Annotated in this window: 20 protein-coding genes; 1 reads left to right on the forward strand and 19 read right to left on the reverse strand. The window is 69.6% G+C overall.

The window, feature by feature from the left end:
• Positions 1-8: 8 nt before the first annotated feature.
• From D1J51_RS09410 to D1J51_RS09475, 14 genes are all read right to left on the reverse strand, one after another.
• Positions 9-1,514, reverse strand: a complete 1,506-nt coding sequence (locus D1J51_RS09410) for a C45 family autoproteolytic acyltransferase/hydolase (RefSeq protein ID WP_119074930.1) — start codon at positions 1,512-1,514, stop codon at positions 9-11.
• 4 nt (positions 1,515-1,518) lie between these two features.
• The gene (locus D1J51_RS09415) at positions 1,519-3,255 is read right to left on the reverse strand and encodes a carboxylesterase/lipase family protein (RefSeq protein ID WP_119074931.1); all 1,737 of its coding nucleotides are present in this window, start codon (positions 3,253-3,255) and stop codon (positions 1,519-1,521) included.
• Positions 3,252-4,796: a carboxylesterase/lipase family protein gene (locus D1J51_RS09420; protein WP_119074932.1), complete on the reverse strand. Its 1,545-nt coding sequence runs from the start codon at positions 4,794-4,796 to the stop codon at positions 3,252-3,254. Before D1J51_RS09420 ends, D1J51_RS09415 begins: the two co-directional genes overlap by 4 nt.
• 3 nt (positions 4,797-4,799) lie before the next feature.
• The gene (locus tag D1J51_RS09425; protein WP_162903745.1) at positions 4,800-6,080 is read right to left on the reverse strand and encodes an MFS transporter; all 1,281 of its coding nucleotides are present in this window, start codon (positions 6,078-6,080) and stop codon (positions 4,800-4,802) included.
• A gap of 169 nt (positions 6,081-6,249) precedes the next feature.
• Complete coding sequence (locus D1J51_RS09430) at positions 6,250-6,627, reverse strand: hypothetical protein (RefSeq protein WP_119074934.1); 378 nt, start codon at positions 6,625-6,627, stop codon at positions 6,250-6,252.
• The gene (locus D1J51_RS09435) at positions 6,624-7,244 is read right to left on the reverse strand and encodes an Asp23/Gls24 family envelope stress response protein (protein WP_119074979.1); all 621 of its coding nucleotides are present in this window, start codon (positions 7,242-7,244) and stop codon (positions 6,624-6,626) included. Before D1J51_RS09435 ends, D1J51_RS09430 begins: the two co-directional genes overlap by 4 nt.
• A complete protein-coding gene (locus D1J51_RS09440; protein ID WP_119074935.1) occupies positions 7,241-7,807 on the reverse strand; it encodes an RNA polymerase sigma factor in 567 nt (188 codons plus the stop codon). Before D1J51_RS09440 ends, D1J51_RS09435 begins: the two co-directional genes overlap by 4 nt.
• 300 nt (positions 7,808-8,107) lie before the next feature.
• On the reverse strand, positions 8,108-8,281 hold the full coding sequence (locus D1J51_RS09445; protein WP_119074936.1) for a CsbD family protein: 174 nt from the start codon (positions 8,279-8,281) through the stop codon (positions 8,108-8,110).
• 107 nt (positions 8,282-8,388) lie between these two features.
• Complete coding sequence (locus tag D1J51_RS09450) at positions 8,389-9,006, reverse strand: hypothetical protein (protein ID WP_119074937.1); 618 nt, start codon at positions 9,004-9,006, stop codon at positions 8,389-8,391.
• Positions 9,003-9,587: a DNA/RNA endonuclease G gene (locus D1J51_RS09455; RefSeq protein ID WP_119074938.1), complete on the reverse strand. Its 585-nt coding sequence runs from the start codon at positions 9,585-9,587 to the stop codon at positions 9,003-9,005. Before D1J51_RS09455 ends, D1J51_RS09450 begins: the two co-directional genes overlap by 4 nt.
• Positions 9,588-9,974 (reverse strand): NTP pyrophosphohydrolase, encoded by a 387-nt coding sequence (locus D1J51_RS09460; RefSeq protein ID WP_119074939.1) that lies wholly within the window; start codon positions 9,972-9,974, stop codon positions 9,588-9,590.
• Complete coding sequence (locus D1J51_RS09465) at positions 9,971-10,162, reverse strand: DUF2273 domain-containing protein (protein ID WP_119074940.1); 192 nt, start codon at positions 10,160-10,162, stop codon at positions 9,971-9,973. The genes D1J51_RS09460 and D1J51_RS09465 overlap by 4 nt, the downstream gene beginning before the upstream one ends.
• The gene (locus D1J51_RS09470; protein ID WP_119074941.1) at positions 10,159-10,671 is read right to left on the reverse strand and encodes an Asp23/Gls24 family envelope stress response protein; all 513 of its coding nucleotides are present in this window, start codon (positions 10,669-10,671) and stop codon (positions 10,159-10,161) included. The genes D1J51_RS09465 and D1J51_RS09470 overlap by 4 nt, the downstream gene beginning before the upstream one ends.
• A gap of 182 nt (positions 10,672-10,853) precedes the next feature.
• A complete protein-coding gene (locus D1J51_RS09475; protein WP_371414083.1) occupies positions 10,854-11,432 on the reverse strand; it encodes a CGNR zinc finger domain-containing protein in 579 nt (192 codons plus the stop codon).
• Between the two features lie 184 nt (positions 11,433-11,616).
• On the opposite strand from D1J51_RS09475, the gene D1J51_RS09480 reads away from it, so the two are divergent.
• Positions 11,617-12,249 (forward strand): cysteine hydrolase family protein, encoded by a 633-nt coding sequence (locus tag D1J51_RS09480; RefSeq protein WP_119074943.1) that lies wholly within the window; start codon positions 11,617-11,619, stop codon positions 12,247-12,249.
• A gap of 179 nt (positions 12,250-12,428) precedes the next feature.
• Here the strand turns inward: D1J51_RS09480 and D1J51_RS09490 are convergent, their stop codons facing one another.
• From D1J51_RS09490 to D1J51_RS09510, 5 genes are read right to left on the reverse strand one after another with little or no spacing between them, the layout of a single operon-like run.
• Positions 12,429-13,988, reverse strand: a complete 1,560-nt coding sequence (locus D1J51_RS09490) for an SDR family oxidoreductase (RefSeq protein WP_119074944.1) — start codon at positions 13,986-13,988, stop codon at positions 12,429-12,431.
• Entirely contained in the window at positions 13,985-14,413 is a 429-nt protein-coding gene (locus tag D1J51_RS09495) for a pyrimidine dimer DNA glycosylase/endonuclease V (protein ID WP_119074945.1), read from the reverse strand. The genes D1J51_RS09490 and D1J51_RS09495 overlap by 4 nt, the downstream gene beginning before the upstream one ends.
• Positions 14,410-15,981, reverse strand: a complete 1,572-nt coding sequence (crtI, locus tag D1J51_RS09500; protein WP_119074946.1) for a phytoene desaturase family protein — start codon at positions 15,979-15,981, stop codon at positions 14,410-14,412. The genes D1J51_RS09495 and crtI overlap by 4 nt, the downstream gene beginning before the upstream one ends.
• On the reverse strand, positions 15,978-16,904 hold the full coding sequence (locus D1J51_RS09505) for a phytoene/squalene synthase family protein (protein WP_119074947.1): 927 nt from the start codon (positions 16,902-16,904) through the stop codon (positions 15,978-15,980). The genes crtI and D1J51_RS09505 overlap by 4 nt, the downstream gene beginning before the upstream one ends.
• On the reverse strand, positions 16,901-18,028 hold the full coding sequence (locus tag D1J51_RS09510) for a polyprenyl synthetase family protein (RefSeq protein ID WP_119074948.1): 1,128 nt from the start codon (positions 18,026-18,028) through the stop codon (positions 16,901-16,903). The genes D1J51_RS09505 and D1J51_RS09510 overlap by 4 nt, the downstream gene beginning before the upstream one ends.
• Between the last annotated feature and the right edge of the window lie 237 nt (positions 18,029-18,265).

An 18,265-nucleotide genomic window follows, 5' to 3' on the forward strand; every position in this document is an offset into this window, starting at 1 on the left:
GTACGAGGCTAGGCGCGCGCACGTCTGGCGTAGGTCTGGGCCCGGAGATAGCCGGTGAGCGCCTCGCCCATCAGCCGGAGCGCCTCGTCGCGATCCTCGGAGACCTTGCCGACGGCCTGCAGGTTGAAACCGCGCCAGAGCTCGCGCTTGGCCCGGTTCAGCAGCTCGTCCTGCTCCGGCGAGACGCTGTCCGCGCGGTTCAGGTCGCGGCCCGTCTCCCAGATGTCGGTCTTCGCGTCCTCGACGGCCGACGCCGCGATCGCTTCGAGGCTGGATCCCAGCACCAGCCGGCAGTACTCGCCCGGCGCGTCGGGGAGCGTGCTCATCCGGCGGTCGCTCTCCCCGTTCATGAGGTACACCGTCCGGTCCTCCGGGATCGCGATGGTCTTCATCAGCGTCTTCCACTGGGGTCCGCGCATCTCGGGGCTCCAGCAGGAGCGCGGGTCGGCCTCCGGCTCGAGCGAGTAGACGTCGCGCTGCCAGGCCTCGCCGTCCCAGTAGTCGTGCGAGCCCAGCACGGCCGCGATCCGGTCCAGCGTCAGCTCGCCGTGCTGCTCGGAGAGCAGCCGGTCGTAGCTCGAGTAGCGCGGCCAGGCGTCGTACCAGCCGTCGCGGTAGCCGTCGCCGTCCTCCGGCTCCAGGGAGGACTGCATCTCCTCGTCGAGGAAGTGGTTGGTGGCCACGAGGTAGTCGCGCTCGCCGTGGTCGCCGGCGCCTCGGACGGCGTGGTGGGCGGGGGTGTACTCGACGAGCTTCGCGGTGCTCGGGTCGGCGAAGTGGGCGTTCTCGGCGTTCGAGGACTGCACGCTCAGGTAGGAGGCCACGGCCTCGTCGGCGGTCCGGGCGTGCATGAGCGCCGTCAGCTTCGAGGTCATGTTCGGCACGGCGACCGCGTAGTCCTCGGGTCTCGCGCTCTGGCCGCCGCTGCCCATCACCACGAGCCCCGCGGCGTTCATGTTGAGGCTGCCGACGATCTCCCCGCCCCACGGGGGCGTGGAGATGAAGGGCTCCCCGTCGTCGGGAAACGCGACGACGACCACGGTGTACGTGCCCGCGTTCCACCCCTGGTCGAGGTTAGCGGAGGCGTAGAGCTTGCCGTCGACGGTCGCCGACCCCCAGGCCGAGAACGTGGAGCACATGGAGTGGCGCCCCGTCTCCAGCCTTTCCGGCGGCGCCATGATGAGCAGCGGCAGGGAGAGGTTCACGATCAGCACGTCGAGGTAGTCGAGCCCGGATCCCTCTGCCATGCCCTGCCACAGCTCCAGCATGCCGGGATTCTGCTCGCCGACCATGCGCTCGTAGCGGCGCATCTCATCGACCATGGCCGCCCAGTCGTCGTTCCACATCGGGAGGATCGTGGCCCGCACGACCGTCGCGTTGCGAGCGATGATCTCGCGGGCCTGCCGGCCGTACTGCACGCCCATCTCGCGCATGCTGCCGGAGATGACGATCACGGGCCTCACATCGGGGGGCATCGTGTCGGGATCGAAGTGCTGCTCGGAGTGCGTGGTCATGGGATCACCCGTTCTCTGTGTTTCTGGCTGCTGGGGAGTCGGCGGAGGCCCGGGATCCGGCGGAGGCCCGGGATTCGGCGGAGGCCCGGGATCCGCGCGATCCGCTCGGGCCCGCGGCGGCGGCGATGCGCGCGGCGAGCGGGAGCGCCGCGAGGATGCGCCGAGTCGCCGCCCGCGGGTCGCACTCGAGCGTCCACTCGGAGTCGATGCGCATGATCGCCCGGGATCCGCGCCGGTAGGGCTCCCAGGGCGGGGTGCCGGAGGCCGACGGGATCCCGGTCCTCGCGAAGGCGAGCCAGGCGCCGCTCGCCTGGTCGGCGAGCCCGGCGGGCAGGCTCTCGGCGGGGCCGGTCACGCTCGGCATGCCGTCCGCGTTGCGGAGCACGAAGGGAAGCTCGGTGCAGTGCAGCGCCCTGCCGAAGGGCGAGACCTCGCCCCGCTCGGGATCGGCCGCCAGCACCCGCTCGGGGCTCGGCGCCCAGGACCAGAGGTAGCCGTACGTGCGCGCGTTCCAGAGGGACTGCGCCTCGGCCATGAGCTCTGCCCCCGTGCGGTAGTTGATGTCGTTGCAGAGGTCGACAAGGCCGAGCGTCTCGTCCTCGTACTGCTGCAGATAGCTCGCGAGAACCTCGGGGTGGTCCGTCACGGTGAGCGCCGAGGCGGCGCCCGCGACGGTGCTCTCATAGCGGGAGATGGCCTGCAGAACGCGCTCGGGCGCGGCTCGGTTGCCCGTCTCGCCCCGGACGGGTGAGACGATGGCGTCGCGCTCGCCGTCCGTCGTCCCGACGAGGAGGTCGATCTCCTTCGCGTGACCCGCGAGGATCGCGCCGAAGCCGTCCAGCGGCACGAAGTCGCCGTCGGTCACGGGGAAGAACACGGCGCCGCCGAATGCGGGCCCGTCACCCTGGATCGCACGGCTCACGATGGTCTCGGCCGGGGCGCGCAGCAGCTCGTCGAGGGTGCGCAGCCCGAGGCTGCCGAGCACGGACTCGGCGGTGCCGCGGGACTGCTCGAGGGTCACCTGTCGGTTCACGAGCGGACCGCTCTGCACGATCGCGCGGGCGAAGAGCGAGCGCGACTCCGGGATCCCGAGATGCGTGGAGATGAAACCCGCGCCGGCCGACTGCCCGAGGACCGTGACATTGGCCGGGTCCCCGCCGAAGGCGGCGATGTTCCGCTGCACCCACCCGAGCGCCGCCTGGTGATCGCGCAGCCAGAGGTTCAAGCCGTCGCGGTACTCGTCGCGGAAGTCCGGCAGACCCTCCAGGTTGAGCGTGCCGAAGACGCCGAGCCGGTAGTTGATCGTGACGACGACGACGTCCTCCGCGTCGTCGACTGCCGAGACCAGGTTTCGCCCGCGGTAGAGCGGATCGATGCTCCCGCCCGAGATCCCGCCGCCGCCGTGGATGAACACCATGACGGGCTTCCCGCCGTGTGCGACGCGACGCGTCCACACGTTGAGCGTGAGGCAGTCCTCGCTCTGCGGCGCGAGGGACGCGAGCTCCACCGGGTCGCGGGGCTGCACGCAGGAGTCGCCCCAGGAGAAGGCCGTGATCACGTCGTCGCGCGTCGTCGCCGGCGCGCGCGGACTGCGCCACCTGAGCGCGGGCCCCGCGTAGCGGATGCCCAGGAACTCGGAGACGCCGTGGGATCGCCTCCCGACGTAGGTGCCGTTCGGAGCTGCGACGGGCACGTCGACGGTGTCCGCTCCCGCGCCGGGCGCGCTCGATCCCGCGCTCATGAGCTCTCTCCCGCGTTCCACATCCGCAGGAACACCCGGTCGAGCTCCGGATCCACGCGCGCGGGGCGGGCGCCGTCGCCGCCGAAGGCCAGCGTCTCGGGCTCGCCGAACAGGAACGGCCGCCAGGGGATCCCCGGGGCGGGGCTCGGATCGCCGCCACGCGCGAATCCCGTCCAGGACGACTGGATGGCCTCCGCGAGACGGCCGTCCACGCCCTCCCACCTCGGCCGCGGATAGCCGAGCCAGGGCGCGTCGAAGAGATAGGCCAGCTCGATCTCGTGGAACGCGCCGTCCCCGAGCCGCTCCCACCCGGGCGGCACGCGCGACCAGCCCGCGATCCAGGCGGGAGCCCCGGCCGCGGTGAGCGCGTCCGCGATGAACCGCGCCCGCGCATCGACCTGGTGGCGGTTCACGAGGTGCCAGAGCATCGCACGGCGCGCATCGGGGGTGTCGGGGCGCGCCTCTGGGAGCGCCGCGATCACCTCCGCAGCCGCGTCGCCGAAGCGGGTGCGGATCTCGTCGGCGAGCGCCGCGTCGGAGTCGAGCGCGCCGGCCGGGCCGAGCGGCGCATCCTCGCTCGTCGAGCTGATGAGCGTGGGGAGCGGCCGGAAGCGGCCCTCCCGGAACAGCCGGAGCACGGGATCCGGGAACACGACGCCGTCGATGTTCGGCGCCCACATCCGTCCGTGGCGGCGGTGCATCTCCATCGCCCCGTCGAGTACGAACCGCGCGGGCAGTGCGCGGAACTCGGCGAGGGACGACACCCCGAGATCGGCAGTCAGCTGTGCCCCCCAGGACTCGGCGGTGGCGAGTGGCACGGGAAGCTCGGGGTCGCCCGTGCCCGACTGGATGATCACCCGGTCCGCACCGCCCTCGGCGTCCGGGGCGTAGAGGAAGGAGCCCGAGATGTTGCCGCCCGCCGACTGGCCGAACACGGTGACGTTCTCAGGATCCCCGCCGAACTGCGCGATGTTGCGGCGCACCCAGCGCGCCGCGGCGAAGACGTCGAGCATTCCGTAGTTGCCGGAGACGGAGCGTTCGTCGGCGGCGCTCAGCCAGGGGTGCGCGAGGAAGCCGAACACCCCCACCCGGTACTCGACGCTCACCACCACGATGCCGCGCTCGACGAGCACGGCCGGATGGTACTTGGCGAGGAGCGAGCCGCCCGCCTGATAGGCGCCGCCGTGGATCCACAGCATCACCGGCAGCCGCTCGCCCGGCGCGGAGGCCGGCGTGTGCACGTCGAGCACGAGGCAGTCCTCGGACACGCCCGCCGCGCTGGCGTCGAAGCTCCAGTCGTCGTAGAAGTCGGTCTGCATGGCGGCCGCGTGGCCGTCGCAGCGCAGCGGTTCACGCCAGGTCTCCGGGGGCGCGGGCGGCGCCCAGCGCAGCTCGCCGATCGGCGGCGCGGCGTAGGGGATCCCCAGAAACACTCCCGCCTCCGCGGTGCCGCGGACGACGCCGTCGTGGTCGAGGCGGAGCGCCGAGCGGCGCCCCGCGACGGGCCCGGATTCGGTCCACGCGAACTGCAGCGCTGCCACGTCTCAGACCTCCGGGCCCAGAACGGGTCGCTGCCGCGATTCGAGAAGCTTCTGGATGGAGCGCTGCGCGAGCAGGACGGCGCCGATCCCGAGGAACGAAGCGGTCGCGCAGATGATGAACGCGGTCTGGATCGGGATCGCCGCTCCGAGCCACGGGAGCAGGAGCGACTGGACGAGCACCTGCAGCCCCAGGATCCCGTAGTTCACCCCGAAGTGGCGCTGACCGTAGACGTTCATGACGATGGCGGGCAGCAGCGTCGTGTAGCACCCGAAGGCGAGCCCCGAGATCACCACCATGCCGACGAAGACGGGGATGCTCGACAGGAACAGGACGACGATCACGAGCGAGAGGCCAACGAGCGCCGCCATGATCCCGAGCATGCGGAACTCGCCCACCTTGTCCGAGAGGTAGCCCATCACGAGGCCGCCGAGGCCCGTGGCGATGAGGAAGGCCGACGACATCCACGAGGCGGAGATCGCGTCGATGCCTGTGGCGGCCTGCGCCATGAGCGACACGTTGGTGATCAGGAGGCCCGGCGTGAGCGTGGCCAGGAAGAACGTGACGAGCAGCAGGTACAGGGATGGCAGCCGGACGAGCCGTCGCCACGGCACCTCGAGTCCGAGGCTGCCGACGAGCCGTCCCTCGGCGAGGTCGGATTCGACCGGGACATCGGGGGTGTTCTTCGGCGCCGAGGCGATGAGCGTGGCGAGCACGGCGGCCACGCCGCCGTAGATGATCCCCTGCAGCACCATCGACATGCCGGGCGTCACCTGCTCGGTGAGCCACGCGGCGAAGGGGGTGAGGAGCGCCGTCCCGAGCGAGCCGAGTCCGAGGAACAGTCCGATCACGAAGCCGCGGCGGTCCGGGAATAGCGCCCCCACGTTGTGCAGCTGGGCGACGGTGACGGAGAAGGTGATCGCCGTGACGACGATCCCCTGCAGGAGGATGAACGCGATCACGTTCGTCACCAGGCCGCTCGCGACGACGCCCACGCCGTAGAGGATCGCGCCGACGAGGATGACCGGGCGGTTGCCGAACGCGTCGCGGATCCGTCCGCCGACGATCGTGGCGGGGGAACCGATCCAGAAGGCCAGGGTGAAGGTGAACAGCACCTCGGTGATCCCCCAGCCGTTCGCCTCGGCGAGCGGGCCGATCAGCACGTTGAGAATGTTGAGCATCGCCATCACCGAGGCGATCACCACCTGCAGCATCAGGGTGAACCATCGCCGCCCCGCGCTGATGCCCGTCAGCGCCGAGGCCGGCGCGTCCGCTATCGATGTCATTGCTGTCCTCTTCTCTGACGACGCGACAGCCTCAACGCTGCCGATTCGAAGCACATCTCGGATTTCCGACGCTAGCGCCCTCGACGGGTCTGACCGGAACGGGATCGCCATTCGTGTGATGCGTCGACACGGATCAGGGGCGTGGATGTGCACTGTGCACCGGAAACCGCTACGCCGGCGTCGTTCGCCGCCGCATCTGCTCGGCCGATGCGGACTCGTCGATGTGGGCGACGGTGACGCGGATGTCGGCGGGGGTGCCGATCTCTCGCAGGATCAGCGCGTCGATGACGGCGTGCACCCGATGAATGGTCCCCACGACGCCCTCCGAGGCGAGCGCACCGATCGCGACCTCCACGCACAGGTGCTCGGTCGTCCGATCGATGCTCACCAGGGGCGCGTCGACGTCTCGGATCCCGAGGAGCCGTGCTCCCGCGTCGATGATCTTCGCCCCAGCGGTGCCGGTGCGGAGGACCGCGGCCACGCCCGGGACCGCGAGGATCGCGCTCTCGATGTCCGCGGCGAGAGCCTGATCGGGTGTCGTGCTCATCGGTCCCCTCCCTGCGGGTTCGGCAACTGGTGCAGATCGTGAACGGCGATGTCGATCCCGGTGACGTTCAGGGGGGTGTGCGCGGCGAGGCGCGAAGCGATCTCCGTGCGCAAACGATCGAGGAGCGTCGGGATCCGCTCGCCGTGCGCGATGCTGACCTCCACGAACACGCGGACGGGTTCGCCCGGCTCGGTGACCTCTCCGTCGAGCCTGCACCTTCCGACGATCACACCGGGCACGTCGTTCTCCGCGGCGCGGATCACGCCCCGGATCGCGCCTTCGGTGATCCCCAGGTCGGCGTTCGATCCCGGGGCGGGAACCGGCACGCGGCGACCCGCTCGCGCGTCGAGCGTGATGCCTGCGAGAATGCTCTGCACCCATCCCTCGTCGGGCTCGGGCTCGTCGGCGGTGTCGGCGATGAGAAGCTCGGGAGAGAGCGCCCTGAGGCGTTCCATCGCGTCAAGCGCGATCCGGCATCCCGGCGACCGGTCGATCGACGGGTTCGCGGGAACCCGGTCGGCGTCGAGATAGTCGGAGAGCTCTTCGACCGTGTGGCCGTCGAGATCCTCCGGTTCCATGCTCGGGCCGGACGGTTCGGGGGTGTCATGCTCGTTCATCGCCACTGCTCCATCCGAACAATGATGTCCTTTCGCGCGCGAGCGAGCAGCCCGCGCACCGTGGAGAGGGGAACGCCGAACTCGTCGGCGATCTCCTCGTATGTGTACCCGCCGATCTCCCGGAGCACCCAGCATTCCCGCTGCGTCGCGGGGAGCTGCTGGAGCGCGTCGCCCAGCGCCGCTATTCCCGCGCGGGCCTCCGCCTGGCGCGAGGGCGCCGTCCGATCCGGCGCGGGCGGATCGACGGCGGTGAGGTCCGCGTGCGTGCGTGCGGCCCGGATCCGGTCGATGGCCTTGCGGCTGGTGATTCGCATCAACCAGCTCTTCACCTTGCCGGGGTCGTCGAGCTTCGGAAGCTGCTCCCAGGCGGTGATGAAGGCATCCTGTACGACGTCGTCGAGCTCCGCGGTGCCGCGCAGGAGTCGGCGAGCATAGGCGCGCATCATGGGCGTGTACCTGCGCACCAGCACCGCGAACGCGGCCGTGTCGCCATCGGCTGCTCGGCTCGCGACGATCCGATCATCCGCGGCCGACAGCGGGTCGCGATAACCTTCACTGCTCATCCCTCGTCCCCCCGACTCGAAGGCGCCCTCCCCCATGAGGGCCGGCGGGCGGCGACCCTGCCGCCCGCGTTCCCCATCTTCTCCCCGGAGTCGCAGGGACGGGGTCGCGCATTGTGGAAACCATCAGTTCTTCGCTCGACGACCGCTGGGCGGTCCGTGGACCACCGACACCGGGAGCCGATCCTCCGTTGGCGAGCAGCCGGGCGGAGGGGGTGAAGCAGCCCATGAGAGCTGTCCTTTCGATCGGAGGGGCGAACCGGGAGGCTGAAGGGGCGGGCGTTCCCGCCCGCCCCCGCCGGCCTACTTCTTGAAGAAGTCCTTCACGTCCGCGGCCTTGTCCTTGACGTGCCCCTTCGCCTGGTCCGCCTTGCCCTCGGCGACCAGTTCGTCGTTGTCGGTCGCCTTGCCGACGGTTTCCTTCACCTGGCCGGTGACCTTGTCGGCTGCCGCCTTGATCCTGTCCTCGGCGTTCATCGTGTTGCTTCCCTTCTCTTCATCGGCCCTCGCGCTTCGAGAACCGTCGATTCGGCTCCGCCGCATACGCGGCGTCGACGATCGTCCTGTCGCCCGCGATGCCGGGACTAACTCACTCTCGACCGGTCCGCAGCCAGCCGCGCACGGACTCCGGAGCGGATCGACACGAGCGTCGGCGTCTCCTCGCCCGTCACCGTCGCGAGGTTGTCCACCAGCCGCGTCACCGCGGCGGCGACGTCGACCGGTGACGTGTTCTGTCTCGGTGTGACGCTCACGTGCAGCACGTCCGCGCCGCGCACTCGCCGAGCGCTCACGCGGCACGAGAGGATCTCGTCGTGCGCTGCGAGCGAGCGGGTGATCGCCTCGGACGCGAATCCGTGGCGGATCGTCACCGGCCCCTGAGGGCCTTCGCCTGACTCGACTCGTATCACCGCGTCGCTTCGGCCGCCGCCAAGCCTCGCGATGACGATCACCGCGACCACCACGACCAGCGATAGCACCGCAATCATGCCCAGCATGAACCAGCTCACCGTCGCCGCATCCGAGATGCGGGACTGCCCATCGACCTCGCGCATCCACCGGGTCGCGGAGGATGCTCCCGACCGCCAGATGTCCCCCGCGGCAGGCCGCACGGCGACCGCGACGACCGCGCCGCCCGCGACGAGGAGCACGAGGCCCACGAGCATGAGGACGATCCGGTTCACACCGCGATTCGTGGCGTTCATGCCGAACCTCCCCCGTCTGCGCGACGCTGCACACGCGCTCGCACTCTCAGCCCGGGCGATGCCCCGTACTCGGCGAGCTCCGCCTCGGCGATGGAGCGGACCCGCGACTTGTCGACCTCCTGGCCGGGCTCCGGGCGAACGGTCACATCCGCGCTCCGATGGCTCACGCCCACGACGACACCGCCCCTGGAGAGATCCAGCTCTTGCCGCACGCGTTCGGCGACCGCGGAGGCGATCACGCCGTTGTCGACGACGACGACGTGGGAAGAGGCCGCGAGTCGATGCTTCGAGAGCCGCCCCGGGCTGACCGCCAGCCAGACGAGGGCCGCGCCCACGACTCCCAGGGCCGCGCCGGCGGCGCCGAGCGCGCTCCTCGGCCGGGCATCGGGCACCTCTCCCAGCCACGCGAGGACCGAGCCGGGCGCGGCCAACAGCGGGGCGGCCCCCAGCAGATGCAGGACGATCTCCGCCCCCGCATACGTCGCGGCCGCGGCGACGAGAACGAGCACGAGCACCGCTGCGACCGTCCGCGGAGAATGCGTCTCTCGACGCACCACCCTGTTCAGCACCGCATTCGTCACCTATCTCACCCTCTTCCGCTGCGGGATGATCGCGCCCGTGACGACGAAGGAGATCCGGCGGATCTCCCGGCCGGTCAGCCGGGCGAGCTCGTCGGCGAGTGCCGTCTGGATCCGCCGTGCGCGATCGAGCACCGGAGCCTCCGCGCGGATCGCCTCGGTGTCCGCCAGGTCGGGAATCGGCAGGCGCGCCGCGATGCGCACGGCCAGTCCGCCGCCCCACTCCGCCACCTCGACATGCACCTCGTCGCGCGGGACGCCGATCGTGACCGCTGATGTCTCTCGCACCACCTTCTCGATGACCCGCTCACGCACCCGCACCCCGCCGGGCGCCGTGGAAGGAGCGTCGAGCGCGGCGACCGCAGGGGATGCAACGGTCGTCGCGCTCATAGCGAGGTGCGCCTACCCGTGAACGCCCCGGCGAGGGCCCGGAGATCCAGTCGGCCGGACACCGCTCGCCCCGCAAGAGCACCGACGCCCATCAGCAGTGCGACCAGCAGGAACCCCCAGAACCCGAAGATCAGTGCTGCGAACGCCAGCACCGCGCCGATCAGTGCGCCGGAAAGCGTGGCGCTCATGAGACGCGGGACTCGGTGTCGTCGCCGCCGTCGTCGCTCGGCAGGTGCACGTCGTTCACCTCGACGTTCACCTCAACGACCTGCAGGCCGACGAGGCGGGTGATCGCGCCGGTCACGGCGTTGCGGACGTTCTCCGCGACCTCCTGAATCGCCGCCGGGTAGTCCACCACGATCGTGATGTCGGCAGCGGCCTGGGTCTCCCCGACCTCCACTTTGACTCCCTGCGTCAGGTCCGTCGCGTTCACGACATCGCGGATCGCGCCCAGCGCCCGAGCGCCGCCGCCGCCGAGGGCGTGCACACCCGGGACCTCACGTGCTGCGATGCCCGCGACCTTCGCCACGACGCCCTCGGCGATGGTCGTGCGCCCTGCCGCCGTACCGCCCCCGGTCGCCTGAGACGCAGAGGGCGCGCGATCCACGCGTGAGGAACCGGCGGAAGCACTCGCGGCACGCGCGGCCGGCGCTTCAGCTTCAGAAGCAGCAGTCGTGTTCGTCACATCCGTAGCCATCAGAACTACCTCCACAATCAGCGGCGCGCCCCGAACGGCGCGCCATCCAACGAGCGAAGAAGAACGCTCTGCACATAGGACGACGGCGACGATCGAAACGTCACAAAGCGATGCCGCGTTCACGGGATCGGCCGGCGCGGCACTCGTTCCTCACCGATCGAGGCCTCGGACACCCCGGCGGATCACCCGTCGGCGGCCTTGCGCTTGCGCGCGTAGGCGCGTGCGGCGCGAACGCGGTCGCCGCAGCGCGTCGAGCACCACTGCCTGCGCCCGTGGGTTCTGAGCAGGAACCGCGTGCACGGCTCGGCCTCGCACCGCGCCAGCAGTCCGATCTCGCCGCCGGACAGCAGCGCCGCGGCGTCCTCGGCGATCACGGACATGGCGTGTTCGACCAGCCGTGTCGTCGGATGCTCGAGAGAGCGGAAGAACCCCTCCTCCCGACCGAAGTGCAGCGTCGAGATGTGCGGAGCCGCCGTCAGCGCGGCGTTGATGCCGTCCAGCACCCGGGGGTCGACGATCGTGCCGCTCACCACCGCGGTGAACGCGTCCCTCAGATCGCGCCGCAGGCCCACGAGCCGGTTCCGGCAGTAGGAGCGGAGCACGGCGCCTTCGCCGAGAAGGCCTCGCTCGATCAGCCACGCCGTGGCCGCCTCCGGGGTTTCCAGGGCGTCGGAGGTCTTCCCCCCGGGGAACTCGAGCACGCTGTTCACCAGGTCGATGCTGATGTGCTCCCGAGCTCCGGGGCTCCGGGGAAAGGGCATCTCGCTCACCCTTCTCATGGTATCAGTACCGTTTTCCCGTGAGCTTCTGCTACGCTCTTCTCACGGTAATAGTATTTGTTTCTCGTGATTCATGAGGTGCTGCGTGATCCGCCGCACCCTGCGGCACGCCCGAGCGATAAGCCCCGTCCACGCACCCGCCTGAACCCAACCCGAAGGAGACATCATGCCCGCACCCGGCCGAGCCCTCATCGTCATCGACGCCCAGCAGGAGTACTTCGATGGCCTGCTGCCCATTCAGCACCCGTCACGCGACGAGTCGGTTGCCCGGATCGCCGAGGCGATGGACACCGCCACCCGCGCCGGCATCCCCGTGATCGTCGTGCAGCACCGGCTCCCCGCCGGAGCCCCGGTGTTCGCGGCGGACTCCCCGACGTACGCGCTGCATCCCGAGATCGAGAGTCGAGCGGAGAGCGCCTCGCTCCGCCTCGCGAAGAGCTTCTCCAGCGTCTTCGCCGGCACCGGTCTCGAGGAGTGGCTGCGCGAGCGCGAGGTCGACACGATCACCCTGGTCGGCTACATGACCAACAACTGCGTCCTGGGTTCGGCCGCAGCGGCCGAACCTCTCGGGTTCGCCGTCGAGGTGCTTGCAGACGCGACGGGCGCCATCGACATCACGAACGCGGCGGGATCCGTGTCCGCGAAGCAGGTGCACGAAACGCTCATGGCGCTGCTCAACTCCAACTGGGCCGCCGTCGCGGAGACCGGCGCCTGGACTGAAGCCGTCCACACCGGGGCCGGGCTCGCGGCGGACAATCTCGTCGAGTCGGCTGCTCGCGGCCGCGCCGCCGGAGCGTGACCGCACCGACGCGCGACGACCCCGAGGCCGGTTCGGTGTTCCAGACCGGGCCGCTCAGGCGAATCGCGAGGGAGGGCGCGGGTTCATGCAGGTGCCGCTCCACCGCGACGATGGTCTGCCTCGACGCACAGCGACGTCGACGCAGCTGCTCCTGCGTCAGGCCGACCGCGCCGCGCGCCTTACTCGCCCCGTTGGCGATACGCCTCGCCATCGACTCGCTTCTCTTCGGCAAGGCGGATGATGCGGTTCACCATGCCGCTGAAGATCAGTCCGTGAAACGGCAGCATCGACAGCCAGTACAGCCGACCCATCAGCCCTCGAGGGAAGAACACGGCCCGCTGCCGGTAGACGGTTCCTTCATCTGTCTCGTCGATCCCGAGTTCGAGCCACGCGCTGCCCGGCACGCGCATCTCGGCCCGCAGTCGCAGCAGCTCACGAGGGTCCGCCCGCTCGACCCGCCACACGTCGACCGCGTCACCGACGATGAGCCGGGAGCCGGATCGTCGTCCCCGCTGCAACCCCACGCCCCCGGTGATGCGGTCGTACCAGCCTCGCAGCATCCACAGAACCGAGGCCGAGTACCAGCCGTTGGCGCCCCCGATCTGCGTGATGACCGACCACACCGCATCCGCATCGGCCGAGGTGCGACGGGTGCGCGTGTCCGTGAACACCGTGCGACCCGCCCAGTCGGGATCGCTCGGCATCGGCTCGCTCGGAGCCCGGTCGACGCTCGAGTCGACCCAGCTCGTCTCGACCGCGTCGATCTCGATGCGTCCCAGCGCCAGTCGCACCGCCTCGCGATAGCCGGTCAGCCCCTCCGAGGGCGGGGGGATGATCTCGTCCACCGTGCGGTCGCGCATCACGCAGTCATGCTGCAGCGACTCGACCAGCGGTTTTGCGATCTGTCTCGGCACCGGGGTGACGAGACCCACCCAGTGCGAGGCGAGCTTCGGCGTGAACACCGGCAGCGAGGCGATGGCGCGCTGCCGCAGGCCGGCCTCGACGGCGTAGCCGTTCATCATCTGCCCGTAGCGCAGCACGTCGGGCCCGCCGATGTCGATCGTGCGATTGAGGTCGGCGGGCACCCGTGCGGCGGCGAGCAGGTAGTAGAGCACGTCTCGCACCGCGATCGGCTGGATGAAGTTGCGCACCCACTTCGGGGCGGGCATGTAGGGCAGCACGTCGGTGAGGTGGCGCACCATCTCGAAGGAGGCCGAGCCCGAGCCGATCACCACGCCCGCCTGCAGCACCGCCGTCGGCACGCCTGAAGCGAGGAGCACCTCGCCGACCTCCTTGCGCGAGGCCAGATGGGGCGAGAGGTCGACGCCTTCGGGATGCAGCCCGCCCAGGTAGACGATGCGCTTCACGCCCTCCTCCGCGGCGCGCGCGGCGACGTTGCACGCGATCTCGCGGTCGAGCTGCGCGAAGCGCGAACCGCTCGACATCGAGTGCAGCAGGTAGTAGACGATATCGGCTCCCCGAACCGCGTCGCGCATCGCGTCCGGATCAGACGCGTCCCCAGTCCTGGTCTCCACCTCGTCCGCCCACGGCAGCGCTTCGATGCGGCCTCGGGATCGCGAGAGGGTGCGCACCCGGTAACCGCCCGTCAGCAGACGGGGCACGAGCCTTCCCCCGAGGTACCCCGACGCTCCGAGCACCAGCACGATGGGCATCTCTCCCTCGGGCGACCGGATCGCGCGCAGCGCCTCCTCGTCGCCCACGGGCGCAGTGTGCTTCATACCCTCTCCCATCCCTCGACGTCTCCCGGCTCCACTGCGAACAAGGGGTGTGCGGCAGGCGCCGATCTCCGCCATCTCGCGGCATCTCCCTCGCTCCGCTCCGCGAGCTTGCGCCCGAGATGACGCCACTCGAACTCGAGCTGGCCCTGCGTCACGGCCAGGCGAGGCGGAGTGTCGACTCGCACGAGGATCTTGTCGCCGTCGAAGCGATATCCTCGCGAAGTCGCCTCGTCGTGCAGGCCGGCGAGATACGCGCCGATGGACCCGAGGGGGTGAGGCGCCGCTCCGAACCTGACGAGCTGCGGGTGGTTGCGATATCCGATCGTTCTGCCGTCGAGCACGGCTTGCGCGAGGAGCGCTTCACGCCAGCAGGCGACCAGACCGATCCGGTCGAGGTGACCGGGGTGCAGCGACCACAGTCTCATGTTCGACTCCGCGTTGCTCCCGCTGAATGATCGCCTCGGATGAGCTTGAGGACGATTTCAGCGCTGATCAGGCACATCGGCACCCCGATACCGGGGCGCGTCGTCCCTCCCGCGTAGTAGAGGTTGTCGACGCGCTTGGAGCGGTTCTGGGGTCTGAAGAAGGCGCTCTGACGCAGCGTGTGCGCCGGGCCGAGCACGCCCCCGCGCCACGAGTGGTAGTCGCGCGCGAAGTCCGCTGGCCCGAGGGTCTCGCGAACGACGATCCTGTCGCGCAGATCAGGGATGCCCGCCCATCGGGAGATCTGGTCGATAGCGGCATCTGCCGCGCGCTCGATCGATGGATCACCGCCGCCATCCGCTCCTCCCGCTCCGAGGTTCGCGTCGGCCGGGACGGGGATGAGCACGAAGAGATTCTCGTGTTCCGCTGGCGCGACGGAGGGATCGGTCGCGCTCGGCCTGCACACGTACAGCGATGCGGGTTCGGGGATGCCCGGGGCCGTGCCGAAGATGGACTCGAAGTTCGCCCTCCAGTCGCTCGTGAAGAAGAGCGAGTGGTGTTCGAGCTCGGGGAGTGATCCTGCCACCCCGAGCATGAGGATCACCGCTCCGGGCCCGCTCTGGGCCTTCCGCCACCACGACTCCGGATAGCTCTGCGCTTCGGGGGCGAGCAGCTGCGTCTCGGTGTGATGCAGGTCGGCGGCCGACACGACGAGGTTGGCGTGCTCGACGCGTTCGGCACCGCCGCGGTCTCGGACACGGAGACCGGCGACGGTGAGGTTTCCGCGCTCGTGTCTGGTCAGGATCCGGGTGACTTCGGAGTTCTCGACGATCTGCACCCCTGCCCGGACGGCGAGTTCCTCCAGGCGCTGGACGACGCCCCAGAACCCTCCCATCGGGTACTTGACGCCGTCGCCGAGGTCGAATGCGCTCATCAGGTGATACATCGCAGGCGCGCGGCTGGGATCGGCGCCCAGGAAGACGGCCGGATATCCGAGCACCTGACGAAGGGCAGGATCTGAGAAACGTTTGGCGACGAAGCGCTCCAGGTTCGAGCCGAACAGCGACGCCAGCTTCGGGAGCATCCGCAGCACATCCGCCGTAGCGAGGCTGCGGAGCTTGGTGAACGGGTTGTAGAGGAAGTAGCGCTCTGCCATCTGTGAGGCGTGTTCCGCCGAGGCAAGGTACCTCTCCAGCTCGTCCGCGCTGTTCGTCTCGATCGTCTCGAAGCGGCGCATCACCTGCTCCCTGCCATTCGGCACGTCGATCACGCGCGCAGGCGCCGAGCCGTGCGGCTCGGCGAACACCCGATAGCCGGGGTCGAGGGTGCGCAGGTCGAGCTGCTCGTCGGTGGTCGTGCCGAGCAGGTTGAAGAAGTGCTCGAATGCGCCCGGCATCAGATACCACGAGGGACCGGTGTCGAACCGGAATCCGTCGCGCTCCAGTATCCCGGCTCGACCGCCGAGACGCGGACCGCGTTCGAGCAGTCTGACGGTGTGCCCTTCACGGGCGAGCAGCGCGGCGCTCGCAAGGCCGGCGATCCCGCCGCCGATCACGGTCGTCCGCGTCACCTTGCCCGCTCCTTCCGCATGTCGAGGAGCGCCCGGGCGATCAGCCACGACTTCTCCGCGGTCGGAACCCGCACGCGCCGCCGGTAGAGGTCGTCCGCAGGGGTTCGTGCGATGCGGTCGGCGAGCCTGCTGAACAGGCGCAGCGCTGCACCGACGGCGATACGGGCGTCCTTCGGCAGAAGGGGCAGTGCCGCTCGGGCATCGGAAAGCTGCGCGCGGATCTCCGAGACCCAGCCGTCCTTGGTCTCGTCGTCGATCCGTCCGCGCTCGCTCAGATAGCTTCGCCCCAGGCGCTCGGTATCGTCGGCGAGGTCGCGAAGGAAGTTCACGTTCTGGAAGGCAGCGCCGAGCCGACGTGCCCCGTGCTCCAGGGCTCTCCTCTCCTCGGCGCTGGGAGACTCGTCTCTGATGAACACCCGCAGGCACATCAGACCGACCACTTCCGCGGAGCCGTACACGTAACTCGCGTGCTCGGCGCCGCCGAAACGCAACTGCGGATCGGTCGAGGATGAGGGGCCGGCAGCGTCGGTAGCCCCGAGGTCCGTACGCATGGACGAGAAGAACGGCCGGGTCAGCTCGCCGTCGATTCCGGCCGCGCCGGCCGTGCGAGCGAAGGCGTGCACGATCGGGTTGCTGCTGTAGCCCGATCGTACGGCGCGCTCGATCTCCTCCTCGAACCGATCGAGGGTGAGCCGCTGTTCATCCGGCGTCATGCCCGCTTCGGCGGTGGCGCCGTCGACGAGCTCGTCGGCGACGCGCACCAGGGCGTAGATGTTGCGAACGTGCGTGCGGTGCCGTGCGCCGAGCAGGCGTGTCGCCGTGCCGAAGGATGTGGAGTAGACCTCGATGATCTCTCCGGCCGCGATCTCGGACGCGCGGGTATAGCGCGCCAGCGGACTCGACGTGTCGATCGTACGCGTCATGACTGGCGCTCCTCGATCTTCTGCACTACCTGGTCGAGAAACCGGGAGAGCTGACCGGGAATACCGGTCTCCGGCGAGTCGAGCATACTCCTCGTCGCGTGAAGTTGATCCGAGACGAGAGCGCGAGTGAAGGCTTCAGCTCCGCACTCGCTGAGGTGCGTTCGCATCTGCATCGCGTCGGTGGCGCTCAGCTCCCGATCGCCGAACAGCGGCGCTATCTTCTGCCACCGGTCGGTTGTTCGGGCGAAGGCGATGATCGCGGTCTCCTTGCCCTCCCTCAGATCAGAGAACGCGTCCTTGCCGTGCTCGGAGGCGTTTCCGAAGGTCGAGAGCAGGTCGTCCTGCAGTTGGAATGCCGATCCGAGCCGAGTGCCCACGTCTCCGACGACGTCCTCGACGTGGCGCGCGGCTCCCGCGAGCATCGCTGCGGCTTTCAATGTCATCTCGAAGGTGTAGGTCGCGGTCTTGAGCCGTGTCATGGCGAGCACTGTTTCCAAGTCGGGTGTTGTCACTCCGTCGCAGAGCGCGACATCGAGATGCTCCCCGGCGATCGACTCCGTGATCGTGTGCTCGAGGAGGTCGAGCAACCGGATCCTCGTCGGTCCCGGGAGCGATTCGCGGGCGAACACCTGATGCGCGTCGGAAAGCAGCATGTCGCCCATCAAGATGCCGCTGGTCCGCGCCCAGTGCAGATCTCGGCCGTCGGCGGAAGCGTCGGCCGACGCCCGCACGACTTGTCGCTGAGCCCTGCGCTCCTCGAGAACGGCGCCGATCAGGTTCGAGCGTCCTCGCCTGAGCAGGTCGCCATCGATGACGTCATCATGAAGCAGAAAGGAGTAGTGCAGCACCTCTACTGCGGCCGCGATCCGCACAGCCGCCGCACGAAAGGCCCGGCCGTGTTCGCCTGTTGCGCTGAGCGCCTCGAAAGCGCCGAGGAGCAGGCGAGGTCGCAGCAGTTTTCCGCCGGTCACCCGTTGGGAGGCCGTCTTCCACAGAGACACGAACAGAGGCCCGTACTTGCCGGCGCGCAGAGATCGTGAGTCGAACAGCTTTCGGATCTCATCTTTCACGTCCTGCTCGTCGAGCCGGTCGGGGTTGTGAGCAACAGCCAGCAGTTCGGTCATATGCGCCCCTCGAGGGCCCCTGTCTCGAGGAGCCGTGGGAATCGTTCCACCGTCCAGGGGCTGCACGCGAATGGTCTGCGATTCGAAGCCTCCAAGCGGTGCAGAGGGTCTGTCCGCGCCAGCTCAGCGGCTGCTGTCCCACCGGGGGTGAGGGGTCCGGCGATCTGAGCCGCGAACACCGTGCAGATCTCATTCTCCCCCGTACCGTTGGCGTTAACGGCGTCGCAGTGGGAGTCG

The sequence above is a fragment of the Leucobacter sp. wl10 genome, assembly GCF_003569785.1.
GTDB lineage: Bacteria > Actinomycetota > Actinomycetes > Actinomycetales > Microbacteriaceae > Leucobacter.

Bases quoted from the DNA above. Each gene is read 5' to 3' on its own strand.
- D1J51_RS09475 (WP_371414083.1), bottom strand. From the start codon at position 11,432: ATGCCCTTTCCCCGGAGCCCCGGAGCTCGGGAGCACATCAGCATCGAC.
- D1J51_RS09430 (WP_119074934.1), bottom strand. From the start codon at position 6,627: ATGAGCACGACACCCGATCAGGCTCTCGCCGCGGACATCGAGAGCGCG.
- D1J51_RS09410 (WP_119074930.1), bottom strand. From the start codon at position 1,514: ATGACCACGCACTCCGAGCAGCACTTCGATCCCGACACGATGCCCCCC.
- D1J51_RS09480 (WP_119074943.1), top strand. From the start codon at position 11,617: ATGCCCGCACCCGGCCGAGCCCTCATCGTCATCGACGCCCAGCAGGAG.
- D1J51_RS09425 (WP_162903745.1), bottom strand. From the start codon at position 6,080: ATGACATCGATAGCGGACGCGCCGGCCTCGGCGCTGACGGGCATCAGC.
- D1J51_RS09460 (WP_119074939.1), bottom strand. From the start codon at position 9,974: ATGAGCGCGACGACCGTTGCATCCCCTGCGGTCGCCGCGCTCGACGCT.
- D1J51_RS09510 (WP_119074948.1), bottom strand. From the start codon at position 18,028: ATGACCGAACTGCTGGCTGTTGCTCACAACCCCGACCGGCTCGACGAG.
- D1J51_RS09470 (WP_119074941.1), bottom strand. From the start codon at position 10,671: ATGGCTACGGATGTGACGAACACGACTGCTGCTTCTGAAGCTGAAGCG.
- D1J51_RS09445 (WP_119074936.1), bottom strand. From the start codon at position 8,281: ATGAACGCCGAGGACAGGATCAAGGCGGCAGCCGACAAGGTCACCGGC.
- D1J51_RS09490 (WP_119074944.1), bottom strand. From the start codon at position 13,988: ATGAAGCACACTGCGCCCGTGGGCGACGAGGAGGCGCTGCGCGCGATC.
- D1J51_RS09435 (WP_119074979.1), bottom strand. From the start codon at position 7,244: ATGAACGAGCATGACACCCCCGAACCGTCCGGCCCGAGCATGGAACCG.
- D1J51_RS09440 (WP_119074935.1), bottom strand. From the start codon at position 7,807: ATGAGCAGTGAAGGTTATCGCGACCCGCTGTCGGCCGCGGATGATCGG.
- D1J51_RS09505 (WP_119074947.1), bottom strand. From the start codon at position 16,904: ATGACGCGTACGATCGACACGTCGAGTCCGCTGGCGCGCTATACCCGC.
- D1J51_RS09450 (WP_119074937.1), bottom strand. From the start codon at position 9,006: ATGAACGCCACGAATCGCGGTGTGAACCGGATCGTCCTCATGCTCGTG.
- D1J51_RS09465 (WP_119074940.1), bottom strand. From the start codon at position 10,162: ATGAGCGCCACGCTTTCCGGCGCACTGATCGGCGCGGTGCTGGCGTTC.
- D1J51_RS09415 (WP_119074931.1), bottom strand. From the start codon at position 3,255: ATGAGCGCGGGATCGAGCGCGCCCGGCGCGGGAGCGGACACCGTCGAC.
- D1J51_RS09495 (WP_119074945.1), bottom strand. From the start codon at position 14,413: ATGAGACTGTGGTCGCTGCACCCCGGTCACCTCGACCGGATCGGTCTG.